The 12,900-nt window shown below is 43.8% G+C and carries 10 protein-coding genes; 4 read left to right on the plus strand and 6 right to left on the minus strand.

Annotation, left to right across the window (positions count from 1 at the left end):
- Positions 1-44: 44 nt before the first annotated feature.
- The 3 genes from glgA to topA all read right to left on the minus strand — a co-directional run bounded on the left by glgA (position 45) and on the right by topA (position 5,947).
- On the minus strand, positions 45-1,502 hold the full coding sequence (glgA, locus tag R8N47_RS15755) for a glycogen synthase GlgA (RefSeq protein ID WP_064353745.1): 1,458 nt from the start codon (positions 1,500-1,502) through the stop codon (positions 45-47).
- On the minus strand, positions 1,492-2,709 hold the full coding sequence (glgC, locus tag R8N47_RS15760) for a glucose-1-phosphate adenylyltransferase (RefSeq protein WP_017634726.1): 1,218 nt from the start codon (positions 2,707-2,709) through the stop codon (positions 1,492-1,494). Before glgC ends, glgA begins: the two co-directional genes overlap by 11 nt.
- A 607-nt stretch (positions 2,710-3,316) precedes the next feature.
- A complete protein-coding gene (gene topA / locus R8N47_RS15765; protein WP_054576377.1) occupies positions 3,317-5,947 on the minus strand; it encodes a type I DNA topoisomerase in 2,631 nt (876 codons plus the stop codon).
- A gap of 434 nt (positions 5,948-6,381) precedes the next feature.
- Here topA and R8N47_RS15770 point away from each other — a divergent pair, with 434 nt between their 5' ends.
- Positions 6,382-6,630, plus strand: a complete 249-nt coding sequence (locus tag R8N47_RS15770; protein WP_005387884.1) for a YciN family protein — start codon at positions 6,382-6,384, stop codon at positions 6,628-6,630.
- Between the two features lie 63 nt (positions 6,631-6,693).
- Here R8N47_RS15770 and aroA read toward each other — a convergent pair whose 3' ends face one another.
- Together aroA and R8N47_RS15780 are read right to left on the minus strand one after the other, a co-directional pair.
- A complete protein-coding gene (gene aroA, locus R8N47_RS15775; RefSeq protein ID WP_017634728.1) occupies positions 6,694-7,974 on the minus strand; it encodes a 3-phosphoshikimate 1-carboxyvinyltransferase in 1,281 nt (426 codons plus the stop codon).
- A 290-nt stretch (positions 7,975-8,264) separates the two neighbouring features.
- A complete protein-coding gene (locus tag R8N47_RS15780) occupies positions 8,265-8,741 on the minus strand; it encodes a glycine zipper 2TM domain-containing protein (RefSeq protein WP_005378348.1) in 477 nt (158 codons plus the stop codon).
- A gap of 39 nt (positions 8,742-8,780) precedes the next feature.
- On the opposite strand from R8N47_RS15780, the gene aat reads away from it, so the two are divergent.
- The 3 genes from aat to infA all read left to right on the plus strand — a co-directional run bounded on the left by aat (position 8,781) and on the right by infA (position 10,486).
- Positions 8,781-9,488, plus strand: a complete 708-nt coding sequence (gene aat, locus R8N47_RS15785; RefSeq protein ID WP_005378347.1) for a leucyl/phenylalanyl-tRNA--protein transferase — start codon at positions 8,781-8,783, stop codon at positions 9,486-9,488.
- Positions 9,485-10,186 carry an arginyltransferase gene (locus tag R8N47_RS15790; protein WP_047100846.1) on the plus strand — a complete coding sequence of 234 codons (702 nt, stop codon included), beginning with the start codon at positions 9,485-9,487 and terminating at the stop codon, positions 10,184-10,186. The genes aat and R8N47_RS15790 overlap by 4 nt, the downstream gene beginning before the upstream one ends.
- An 81-nt stretch (positions 10,187-10,267) precedes the next feature.
- Complete coding sequence (gene infA, locus R8N47_RS15795; RefSeq protein ID WP_001040192.1) at positions 10,268-10,486, plus strand: translation initiation factor IF-1; 219 nt, start codon at positions 10,268-10,270, stop codon at positions 10,484-10,486.
- Positions 10,487-10,621: 135 nt separating this feature from the next.
- On the opposite strand, the gene clpA is transcribed toward infA, so the two are convergent.
- Positions 10,622-12,889, minus strand: a complete 2,268-nt coding sequence (gene clpA, locus R8N47_RS15800) for an ATP-dependent Clp protease ATP-binding subunit ClpA (RefSeq protein WP_064353744.1) — start codon at positions 12,887-12,889, stop codon at positions 10,622-10,624.
- Positions 12,890-12,900 lie beyond the last annotated feature (11 nt).

Consider the following 12,900-nt stretch of genomic DNA (forward strand, 5'->3'; position numbering starts at 1 on the left):
ATAATAAAGGCACCTCATTCGGTGCCTTTCGTTACAATTTTAAGTCAAACTAACGCTGAGTGGTAAAGCTGCAAATAAGATTCTGCGGCCTTTTGCCAACAAAAGTCTTGTTGCATCGCGTGCAACTGTACTTTATTCACTTCAGGCTCGTTTTGAGCGTAGAGCAACAGTGCCCTTAGCATCGTTAACAACAATGCCTGCGGTGTCGGTTCGAAAAAAACAAACCCCGTTGCTTCAGATGGGTTTACATCATAATCGCTAACGCTGTCCTTCAAGCCACCAACACCGCGTACTATCGGTAATGTCCCATAAGCCATACTATAGATTTGGTTTAAGCCACATGGTTCAAACTCAGAAGGCATCAAGAAGAAATCAGAACCCGCTTCAACGATATGCGCAAGTTCATTGTCATACGCTTCTACAAAGGCAAATTGGCTAGAAAACTGCGCGGCAACCTCTCGTAACTGAGCGGCAAGAACAGGGTCTCCGGTCCCAACGACAACTAGCTGAACATCGTGCTTCAAAAAATCGGCCAAAGCAGGCAACAAGTAATGAACGCCTTTCTGCTGGGTCAACCGACAAACCATACCGAACATAGCTACATCTTTTTCGGGCAAATTTAGTCTTTGTTGTAATGCTTTTTTACAAGCTTTCTTCCCTTGCGACATACTTTTCTGGTCGGCGCAGTAATTAACCGGCAAGTAGGTATCCGTTTCCGGATTCCAAGCGCTGTAATCACAACCATTCAAGATGCCGACTAAGTCCTGCGCACGTTGCTGAAACTCCCAAGCCATGCCGTGACTGCCAAGCTCTGTTTTTAGTTCCTCTGCGTACGTAGGGCTAACCGCGTTTATCTTATCTGCATTCATTACACCAGCTTTAAGCATCGTAATATGCGTTGCACTCACCGCAGCATCGGGAACGTTTCTACAATGAAACTCTGGCAAACACTGCACGTCTTCATAACTAAATACGCCTTTAAAGACCGCATTGTGAATTGAAATGACGCTTTTAGTATGAGCAAAAAACGGATCATTGCCATACCTGTGCTTGAGCAAAAATGGAACAAGACCTGTGTGCCAATCGTTCGCGTGTATGATATTAGGTTGAAAGGCGAGCTTGGGTAACATATCGAGACATGCTGCACTAAAAAACGCAAAGCGCTCGCCGTTATCAGTATACGCTTGGTTGTTCTCCGCATACATTGATGGTCGATTGAAATACGGCGGACAATCAATCAGGTAAACAGGATTTTGACCTAACATGAGCCGCAAAACTCGATACTCCGTATGCGGCCATGATGTTAATTCTGTTTCTAATACAACTTCTGCGTCTGCGAGTTTATCAATACTGCTGTACGCAGGGATGGTAATTCTTACGTCTTGCTGTAGGTTTTGAAGGGCTTCCGGTAGTGCCTTGGCAACATCTGCCAAGCCACCACTTTTAATGAGGCCTTCAACCTCAGAAGCTACAAACAGAATAGATAAGTTGTTAGTAGCCAACTCGAGCTCCTTTCGGAATAACAACAATGCCCTCCTCAGACACGTGGAAGTGTTTTTTATCTTCTTGAAGATTCACACCAATCTGAGTACCAGGAGCAATATCGGCATCCTTGTCGACAATCACACGACGTAAAACACAGCCTTCGCCAATTTTTACGTCACCAAGAAGTATACATTCGCTGATATCGCAAGCAGAAGCAATATTACTGCGAAAACCAAGCACCGACTTTTCGATTCTTGAGCCTCTAACATAGCTGCCATTACACACTAAACTATCGATTATCTGCACACGACCATTATCAGAGTCGGTAAATGTCGCAGGTGGCAATGGTGGGTAGTAGGTGTGCAATGGCCATTTACGGTTGTACAGCGAAAATGGAGCATCTTTTTCTAGCAGATCCATATGCGCTTGCCAGTACGCATCAATAGTTCCGACATCACGCCAGTACACCTCTTCTTTTTCGCCACTGATTTTGTTGGTACTGAAGTCATACACGAACACATCACCTCTAGGGAACATCTTTGGAATGATGTCCTTTCCAAAATCATGTGATGAAGCTTCATTATCCGCATCTTCGACCAACTCTGAGAACAGTACCTGAGCTTCAAAAACATAGTTACCCATTGAAACTAAAGCGTAATCAGGGTCCCCAGGAATCGATTTCGGATTTGCTGGTTTTTCTTCAAAGCCAATCATACGACCTTCACTATCCACTTCGATAACCCCAAATTGCGACGCCTCTTTTAGTGGCATGCGCAATGCAGATACCGTCAGAGAAGCCTGCTTTTCTGAGTGGAAGTTCAGCATTTGTTTGATATCCATCTTATAGATATGGTCAGAGCCAAAAATACAAACTTGCTCTGGTTCCTCTAATTCCATAAAACGCAGGTTTTGATAGATCGCGTCCGCCGTCCCTTCGTACCAACGTTTACCAGTACGCATTTGAGCGGGAATAGGATCGATAAAGCGGTCTGTAATGCCGTTGATGTTCCACCCCTTTTTTAAGTGATGGAATAAAGATTGAGATTTAAATTGGGTTAGGACGTAAATGCGCATCAGATCCGCATTAACAAAATTGTTTAGAGCAAAATCGATCAATCGATAACTACCACCAAACGGTACCGAAGGTTTACTGCGAGATTCCGTTAAAGGTCTCAAACGAGAGCCTTCACCGCCAGCAAGAATCATTCCCAAAACACCAGCCATTTGTTGTTCTCCATATCGTTATAGCTTGGATTTGGTACTCGCTTGAATGAGTCATACTCGGGGAGTCAAGCGAATACATTTAGCAACCGTCTCTGAGTTTCTGTGAACTCTTACAACACGGATAAAAAAGCTACGGCACTTCCAGTATGCAACGTCCACTCTTTCCTTATTTTTTGACGCAAACAATGCACACAGTTGCACTAATTTTTGTAATAAATTATCTAAGCGGGTTCTAAATTACAATTTTTAATACGCCATTCTGTGTACCATACAGCTCTTGCGTACTCAAGACGATATCTAGATCACACATGGAAAAGCAAACGATTACATTGTGAAAACAATTTACGAACGGATTCACTACACCACCGATTTTTTAGCCCAATGTATAACAAATATGTGAATGCAAAATGAAAGTTACAACGAATATTTTTTACATAAAAAATACATCAGCGACTACGAAATATTGATGCTGGGATCTTCTCGCGTCAGCAAAACTCAGTCAAAGCAGCAAAGATCTATACGAACAACACAGTGGCCTTTACGCAAAACAAAACGCAAAAAAGGCAGCGATATCGCTGCCTTTTTACATTACTTAGATCGTACGTTTTTATGCTTTCGCTTTTTTACGCTTATCAGTGACTTCCCACTTACCGTCAACAAAGAGCGCTGTCCAACCAGATGGTTTGCCATTCTCTTCCGAACGAACGTAGTTCTCTTTTGTTTTGCGACTAAAGCGTACGACTGCAGGACGACCATCAGGATCTTCTTGCGGTGCGGTCGCTAGGTATTTGAACTTCTCAGGTAAACGCTCTTCAAAACGTGCCAGTTCAGCAACCAAAGGAGCACGTGTCTCGCGCGATTTCGGGAAGTTGCTTGCCGCCATAAATAGACCTGAAGCACCATCACGAAGTACGAAATACGCATCTGAGTTTTCACATGGCAACTCGGGGAAATGAACAGGATCTTCTTTCGGTGGCGCGACTTCGCCATTCTTAAGAATCTTACGAGTGTTCTTACACGTTTCGCTCGTACAATCCATGTATTTACCAAAGCGACCGTTCTTAAGCACCATATCAGAGCCACATTTGTCACACTCAACAACTGGACCATCGTAGCCTTTTACTTTGAACTCGCCGTATTCAACAAGGTAGCCTTCACAATTCGGGTTATTACCACAAACATGCATCTTACGCTTGTCATCAATCAGGTATGCGTCCATCGCTGTTTCACAGATCGGACAACGCTTTTTAGCACGAAGAGCTGCGGTTTCAACGTCTTCTTCTAGAACGTTAATAATACCTTCTTCGTCACCCAAGTTGATGGTTGTCTTACAACGCTCTTTTGGTGGTAACGCGTAACCTGAACAGCCTAAGAACACACCTGTCGAAGCAGTACGGATGCCCATTGGACGGCTACACGTCGGACACTCGATATCCGTCATGACGATGTGGTTTAACTTCATACCGCCTTCTGACTCATCCAGCTCCGCTTTTTCAAGATCGCCAGTAAAATCAGCAAAGAAGTTGTCTAACACAGCTTTCCAGTTCACTTCACCTTCAGCGATTTGGTCCAATTTCTGTTCCATACGCGCAGTAAAGTCGTAGTTCATCAAATCGTTAAAGCTGTCATCAAGGCGGTCAGTAACAATTTCACCCATTTTTTCAGCGTAGAAACGGCGCTGATCAACTTTCACATAGCCACGATCTTGAATCGTAGAAATGATCGATGCGTAAGTCGACGGACGACCAATGCCTCGTTTCTCCAGCTCTTTAACCAGTGCTGCTTCAGTGTAGCGCGCAGGTGGCTTTGTAAAGTGCTGTTTAGGGTCAAGTGACTCTAAGCTTAGCTTATCGCCAAGTTGTACCGCTGGAAGGATTGTATCCTCGTTTTTGCCCATTGGACGCTGTACACGAGTCCAGCCGTCAAATTTAAGGATACGACCTTTCGCTTTAAGCGTGTATTCTGCCGCTTTTACGCTGATGGTTGTTGAATCGTATTCTGCTGGCGTCATTTGACACGCTACAAACTGATTCCAAATCAAAGCATAAAGTTTGTGCGCATCAGCATCGACACCTTGCAGGTCTTCCGCCTTAACACCCACATTTGAAGGACGGATCGCTTCGTGCGCTTCCTGTGCCCCTTCTTTGCTACCGTACGCCAATGGTTTCGCTGGCAGGTACTTATCACCAAACTCAGAACCAATAAAGTCACGTACAGCGTCCACAGCCTCGGCACTTAGGTTAGTCGAGTCAGTACGCATGTAAGTGATGTAACCGGCCTCATAGAGGCGCTGAGCTAGCATCATGGTCTTTTTCACGCCGTAGCCCAGACGTGTACTCGCTGCCTGTTGAAGCGTAGAGGTGATGTAAGGTGCTGAAGGCTTGCTCTTTGTAGGACGGTCTTCACGCTTACATACTTCGTAACTTGCATTCTCAAGTACAGACATCGCTGCTTTGGTTTCTGCCTCATTAACTGGCTTAAACGCAGAACCGTCTTTCTGCGCAACAAGCAGTTTAAAGTCCGCTTTGTCTTTCGTTTTCGTATTCGCATGAATGTCCCAGAATTCTTCTGGTACAAACGCGTTAATCTCACGCTCACGCTCAACTAACAATTTCACCGCAACAGACTGCACTCGACCAGCAGATAAGCCACGAGCCACTTTTTTCCAAAGTAAAGGTGAAACCATAAAACCAACGACACGGTCCATGAAGCGACGTGCTTGTTGGGCATTTACACCATCCATGTTCAGCTCGCCAGGTGTCTGGAAAGCTTGTTGGATCGCGTTTTTCGTAATTTCGTTAAAAACTACACGTTTGTATCGCTCTTCATCGCCACCGATGATCTCACGAAGGTGCCATGCGATTGCTTCCCCTTCGCGGTCCAAATCGGTTGCGAGATAAACGCAATCTGCGTCTTTGGCGAGTTTTTGTAGTTCGTTGACAACTTTTTCTTTGCCTGGAAGGATTTGGTAATTCGCTTCCCAGTCATGATATGGGTTAATCCCCATTTTTTTGATCAACGCTTTGCGGTCTTTCTCTTTTTTAACGCGCGCTTTCTCTTCCGGACTCATCCCTTTAGTTGAGATGGCTGCGGCTTTTTTCTCACCAGTGCTTTGACCGGCCGTAGGCAGATCACGCACATGACCAACACTAGACTTAACAATAAAGTCTTTACCAAGGTACTTATTTATCGTCTTTGCCTTGGCTGGTGACTCCACTATAACGAGTGATTTACCCATAACTGACTCTAACGTCCTTCATAATAATGCGGGTAGAAACCTTGTTTAAAGGCCACCCGCATAATGTTCTATTTCATTGCTTCTTTTTTTACTATTGTGCGAGATGAAAAGAAGATCAACTGCTTTTTTGAAATTCAGATCCGATTGGTTGACAATTCATCGTCTTTATACTTCAAAGAGACAGGGTTCTGAAAGGTATTGAGCGGCATATCTAAACAGGCAAACTTAGCATCCGCTAATCCAATGCAATAAATTTTGTTACCCATCACAAAATAGTTTGGTTCAATGTTCTGCCATCTTCCTCCGCATCATGCTTATACTCTAAAAATTGATCTGTTTAGTCTTACTGAACGATTGACTGAATTAATCATGCAAACCCATTTTAGTTGTAGGTATACTCAGCGCTCTTAACTGAATAGAATGGTAGAAAGAATATGTCTGATAGAACGTTTATCGAAGAGTTCGACCTTCTTTTGATCGCTAACCAAATCATCCAAGAGCACGATGATTACATCGAGGGAATGCGAGCAACAAGCGTAGAAGAAAAAGAAGGTGTTTTAGTTTTTAAAGGTGAATACTTCCTTGATGACAAAGGTTTACCAACTTCAAATACGACTGCAGTATTCAATATGTTTAAATACTTAGCGCATCACCTTTCTAAGGAATTTACGCTGGTTAAATAGTATTGGGAAACAAAAAAGCCAGAGTGTTATTCACTCTGGCTTTCCGGTTTCAGGTCAGAATATTTAGCAGCTTAAAGCCTTAAGTTTGTCGAAGTAGTCAGGGAACGTTTTCGACGTACACTTTGGATCGTTAATCGTCACAGGCGTATCACTAAGTGCCACCAGCGAAAAACACATCGCCATTCGATGATCATCGTAAGTATCAATCGCAGCATGCTTTAACTGAGAGACAGGTTTGACGATGATGTAGTCTTCCCCTTCTTCCACTTCCGCACCAACTTTACGTAACTCAGTCGCCATAGCTGACAAACGGTCTGTTTCTTTTACACGCCAGTTATAAACGTTACGAATAGCGGTAGTGCCTTCGGCAAATAGCGCTGTTGTCGCGATGGTCATTGCAGCATCAGGGATATGGTTGTAATCCATATCAATGCCTTTTAATTGACCAACACGTGAAATTACGTAGTCATCACCCCATTCAATTTCTGCACCCATTTTTTCAAGCGCATCAGCAAATTGAATATCACCTTGAATGCTGTTTTTACCGATACCCGTGACTTTAACTTCTCCGCCTTTGATGGCTGCCGCCGCCAAGAAGTAAGAAGCAGAAGACGCGTCACCTTCAACCAAGAAATCGCCTGGAGCGATGTATTGCTGACCGGCTGGGATCACAAACTCTTGATAGTCGTTGTTGATCACATCGACTCCAAACTGCTTCATGATATGCAGGGTGATATCGATATAAGGCTTAGAAACCAAATCGCCTTCGATGTTGATGCGAATTTCACCTTCAGCCAATGGCGCAGACATTAAGAAAGCGGTCAAGAACTGACTTGAAATGGACCCATCGATAGAAACTGTACCTGCTTTTAGGCCAGTACCAATTATTTTGAGAGGCGGAAAGTTCTCGTTTTCCATGTACTCAACGTTCGCACCAGCATCTTTCAGTGCCGTGACAAGGTGACCAATTGGACGCTCTTTCATACGAGGTTCGCCCGTCAGTACATACTCCCCTTCTCCAAGACAAAGAGCCGCAGCTAATGGTCGCATCGCAGTGCCAGCATTGCCGAGAAATAACTCTACCGGCTCTGAGACAGAAAACGGGCGCCCAAGGCCGTCAACGAGACATTCTGTTTTATCTTCGGAAAGTTGGTATTGAACGCCTAGTTTAGTCAGCGCATTCAGCATATGGCGAATATCATCACTGTCGAGGAGATTAGTAAGGCGAGTTCTGCCTTTAGCAAGAGCAGCAAGTAAAAGAGCTCGATTAGAAACGCTTTTAGAGCCAGGAAGGTTCACTTCCCCTTGAATTTTATTGATAGGTTGTAACGTTAGGCTTTCCATTAAAAGTTGATAATCCTTTGTGCCCTCAACATACGATTTTTTATGAGGGCTAAACAATTCTTCGTGAATTCAGACTACCCAAAAAAACACGACAAAACCAGAGTAAATCGGCGCTAATTTATGAATATCCTCAAGCAGCCTAAAGATACAGAATTAAAGGCATTGCCAGCGATGTAAATAAGAGCGAAAGAAGCACGGCGAAACAGCAAACTATTTCGACTTGATTTGACAATAAGCCAGCCCGACTGTACATGCTTGATTAGGCTTCGTTAGGCTAAAACAACCTAGGGTTAATAAGTGATATCAACCCTGACTCCATCATCAAAATATAAAATACGAACTTCATCCCCTCGACTAAATAACATATTTTTATCAACATCTTGGATGACATTAATTAGCTTATCACCCTTCACTTTGATGAGTAGCTCAACTAACTTATATTCAACCGTGTATTGGTAATTACTTTGGTTTTGAGCAACTGCGGCACCTGCAAGCGCACCCACTGCCGTCGCGACTTCTCTTCCCGTACCGCCACCAAATTGATTACCGACTAAACCACCGATAGTGGCACCAAGTAGTGTCTTCCAACCGTTACTTTTCGATTGAACAACCTCTTGTTGAGTAATATAACGGACAGAGTCAATCTTCCCGTAAACTACTTCATTAACTGGCTTGGCAACATTTCTTTCATAGGCTGCGTTGGCGACAAGTGGTAAAAACAGTATGATCCCAAGCCATACTTTTACGATATTTCTTAACCAGGTCATCATAAACTCCTCTGACTCCAATGTTGGTAACGACTTCTTATGGCTATTTATTTAACTGAACTCGATGAAACGTTCAACTTCCCCTCACCCTATAAAGCACTCAGCGACCCCAATGGTTTGCTGGCTTTTGGTGGTGACTTAAACCCCATGAGAATCCTCAATGGTTACTATCAAGGCATTTTCCCTTGGTATGGTCCTGGTGAACCTATTTTATGGTGGAGCCCTTCTCCGCGCGCCGTGTTTGACCCATTGCAGTTTAAGCCATCTAAAAGTCTCAAAAAGTTTCAGCGTAAACATAACTATAAAGTAACACTCAATTTCGCGACAGAAGAAGTGATTAGACTATGTTCTTCAACACGCCCTGCAGAGGAAACATGGCTCAACGAGGAAATGCAAACTTCCTACATTGAGTTAGCCAAACTTGGTCACTGTCACTCTGTAGAAGTATGGCATGACAACAACCTGATTGGCGGACTATATGGCATTTGCGTGGGCCAACTTTTTTGCGGGGAGTCGATGTTTAGCCTAAAAGATAACGCATCCAAAATTGCATTGTGGTACTTATGCAACCATTTGGCGTCAAAGCAAGGTCAATTAATCGATTGCCAAGTTATGAATTCTCACTTGGCATCACTTGGCGCATTTGAACTTGAGCGTGACGAATTTATGCAAAAACTACTATCTTTAAGAGAAAAGCAAACACTATTTGATGCCTATCAGCCCCAAGTTTTGCAGGATTCAGTATGAGTACGGATATACAACATATTCGAATAGGGTTGACGAATAATCACCCTTGTAGTTATTTGCCTGAACGGCAAGAGCGGGTTGCGGTGGCGCTTGATGAAAGGCTGCATACTGAAGAAAATTACCAGTTGCTCATGGCTAACGGTTTTCGTCGTAGCGGAGATACCATATATAAACCGCATTGCGAGCATTGCACCGCTTGCCAGCCAATTCGAGTCTCGATTCCAGACGTTAGATTATCAAAAAGTCAGAAGAGGCTGCTTAATAAAGCACAGTCTTTACGCTGGGAAATGAAACCTGAAATGGATGAGGAATGGTTTGAGCTTTACAGTCGGTACATCTGCAAACGGCATAGAAACGGCACTATGTACCCACCAAAGCGTGATGAGTTTGCTCGATTTGCTCAAACCAGCTGGCTGACAACGTCGTTTTTACACATTTACGATGAATCAGATCAATTGCTCGCCATTGCAGTGACAGATTTGATGCCACAATGCTCGAGTGCTTTTTATACTTTTTTTGACCCTGACTACGAGTTATCTCTTGGCACGTTAGCAGTGCTTTATCAAATTAAATACTGCCAAGAAAACAAACAACAGTGGCTATATTTGGGATATCAGATTGATGAGTGCCCAGCAATGAGCTACAAAACACGCTTTCAACGCCACCAAAGGCTAGTAAATCAGCGTTGGCGAGGGTAGAATACGCCTCAACTTTACATAATTACTATTTAGCGGCAGAATATAGCCCGCTAATATTGCCTAATTTCTAAAGAGGATTAAATGGCTAAAGAAGACGTAATCGAGATGCAAGGCACTGTCCTTGACACTCTACCAAACACTATGTTCCGTGTTGAACTTGAAAACGGTCACGTTGTGACTGCTCACATCTCTGGCAAGATGCGTAAGAACTACATCCGTATCCTAACGGGTGACAAAGTAACTGTAGAGATGACTCCATACGACCTGTCAAAAGGCCGCATCGTCTTCCGCGCTCGTTAATCTCTGATTTTCGGATGCAATAAAAAACGGAGCAAGCTGCTCCGTTTTTTATTGCACAATTTTTTCCGATTTAGTTCAGATAAAAAAAAGCGTACGATCTTCTCGTACGCTTTTGCGTTTGTTACCGACTAACGATTAATGCATCGCTGTCTCTGTCTCACTTAAGTATTCAAACTCAAGCGTATCGTTGACCAGCGTTACCTTCACTGTACCGCCGTCAACTAAAGATCCAAACAACAGTTCGTTAGCCAAAGGCTTCTTAAGCTGTTCTTGGATAACACGCCCCATTGGGCGAGCCCCCATAGCTTTGTCATAACCTTTATGTGCTAACCAATGGCGAGCGTCTTGCGATACTTCCATTGAAACGCCTCTCGCATCAAGTTGCACTTGCAGTTCAACAATGAACTTATCAACCACTTGATGGATAACGCTTTCATCAAGGCTGTTAAACCAGATGATGTTATCAAGACGGTTACGGAACTCAGGAGTAAACACCTTCTTAATTTCCGCCATTGCATCATGACTGTTGTCTTGTTGAATCAAACCAATTGATTTCTTCTCGGTTTCCGCCACTCCTGCGTTAGTTGTCATAACAAGAATGACATTACGGAAGTCTGCTTTGCGACCATTGTTGTCCGTTAGCGTACCGTTATCCATGACTTGCAACAACAGGTTAAAGATATCAGGGTGCGCTTTTTCAATCTCATCAAGTAATACGACTGAATGTGGGTGCTTAATAACAGCATCAGTTAGCAAACCACCTTGGTCATAACCGACATAACCAGGAGGCGCACCAATTAAGCGACTTACGGAGTGACGCTCACCATACTCAGACATATCAAAACGAAGTAGCTCGATACCTAGAAGCTTAGATAACTGCACCGTCACCTCTGTTTTACCAACCCCTGTTGGGCCTGCAAACAAGAATGAACCAACAGGTTTGTTGTCTACACCTAAACCTGCACGTGTCAGCTTGATCGCCTCGGATAATGCATCAATCGCATTATCTTGACCGAATACCAACATCTTCATTTTGCTATCTAAGTTTTTCAAAATGTCTTTATCTGAAGAAGAAACCGACTTCTCTGGAATTCGCGCCATTTTGGCAACCATTGATTCGATATCAGCCACTCCGACCGTTTTTTTACGACGGCTTGCAGGAGCAAGACGACTACGAGCACCAGCTTCATCAATGACATCAATGGCCTTATCTGGTAGATGGCGTTCATTAATGTATTTAGCCGACAGTTCTACCGCGGCACGCAGTGCTTTATTGGTATAACGTACTTCATGGTGAGCTTCGTACTTCGGCTTCAAGCCCATCAAGATTTTAGTTGTATCATCCAATGAGGGCTCTACAACGTCTATCTTTTGGAAACGGCGAGACAGCGCACGCTCTTTCTCGAAAATGTTGCTGTATTCTTGGTATGTCGTCGAACCAATACAACGCAACTTACCACTACTTAAAAGAGGCTTAATAAGATTTGCTGCATCGACTTGACCACCAGATGCCGCGCCTGCACCGATGATGGTATGTATTTCATCGATGAACAAAATGGCATCTTCTTCTTTTTCAAGTTGTTTCAAAATCGCCTTGAAGCGCTTTTCAAAATCACCGCGATATTTGGTACCAGCGAGCAAAGAGCCAATATCTAGTGAATAAATCACGCTGTTTTGAATGACCTCAGGGACCTGCCCTTCAACAATTCTCCATGCAAGACCTTCCGCAATGGCTGTTTTACCAACCCCTGCCTCACCCACTAGTAGGGGATTATTCTTGCGGCGTCGACAAAGTACCTGAATAGTGCGCTCTAACTCTTTATCACGTCCAATGAGTGGGTCGATGTTTCCATCTTTAGCGACTTGATTAAGATTCGTCGCAAAGCTTTCTAGGCGTTCTTCAGAATTAGGCTCTTCAACACTTTCTGAGCTAAACGAGTCTGATGATGAATCCTCACCTGCACCTGATGCTTTAGTAATACCGTGGGAGATGAAATTAACAATATCTAATCGGGAGATGTCATTTTTCTTCAGTAGGTAAGCGGCATGCGACTCTTGCTCACTGAAGATAGCAACAAGCACGTTGGCGCCTGTTACTTCATTACGACCAGACGACTGTACATGAAAGACGGCGCGTTGTAGTACACGTTGAAAACTCAAAGTCGGCTGCGTTTCACGCGTCTCATCACTATCTGGGATAAGAGGCGTAGTTTGATCGATGAAAATATCGAGTTCGTTGCGTAAAGCGTCAAGATCCGCCTTACAAGCTAGAAGGGCTTCCTTAGCTGCATCATTTTCCAACAATGCAAGTAGGAGGTGTTCGACAGTCATAAACTCGTGGCGTTTGTCGCGCGCCCGAGCAAATGCACCGTTAAGGCTTGACTCTAGTTCTTTATTTAGCATAAGTACCTCCC

It is taken from the genome of Vibrio sp. 2132-1 (assembly GCF_033344315.1).

Excerpts from the sequence above, each read along its gene's own strand:
- topA (WP_054576377.1), bottom strand. The coding sequence starts at position 5,947 with ATGGGTAAATCACTCGTTATAGTGGAGTCACCAGCCAAGGCAAAGACG.
- aat (WP_005378347.1), top strand. The coding sequence starts at position 8,781 with ATGGCTATTTATTTAACTGAACTCGATGAAACGTTCAACTTCCCCTCA.
- infA (WP_001040192.1), top strand. The coding sequence starts at position 10,268 with ATGGCTAAAGAAGACGTAATCGAGATGCAAGGCACTGTCCTTGACACT.
- glgC (WP_017634726.1), bottom strand. The coding sequence starts at position 2,709 with ATGGCTGGTGTTTTGGGAATGATTCTTGCTGGCGGTGAAGGCTCTCGT.
- R8N47_RS15770 (WP_005387884.1), top strand. The coding sequence starts at position 6,382 with ATGTCTGATAGAACGTTTATCGAAGAGTTCGACCTTCTTTTGATCGCT.
- clpA (WP_064353744.1), bottom strand. The coding sequence starts at position 12,889 with ATGCTAAATAAAGAACTAGAGTCAAGCCTTAACGGTGCATTTGCTCGG.
- R8N47_RS15790 (WP_047100846.1), top strand. The coding sequence starts at position 9,485 with ATGAGTACGGATATACAACATATTCGAATAGGGTTGACGAATAATCAC.
- R8N47_RS15780 (WP_005378348.1), bottom strand. The coding sequence starts at position 8,741 with ATGACCTGGTTAAGAAATATCGTAAAAGTATGGCTTGGGATCATACTG.
- aroA (WP_017634728.1), bottom strand. The coding sequence starts at position 7,974 with ATGGAAAGCCTAACGTTACAACCTATCAATAAAATTCAAGGGGAAGTG.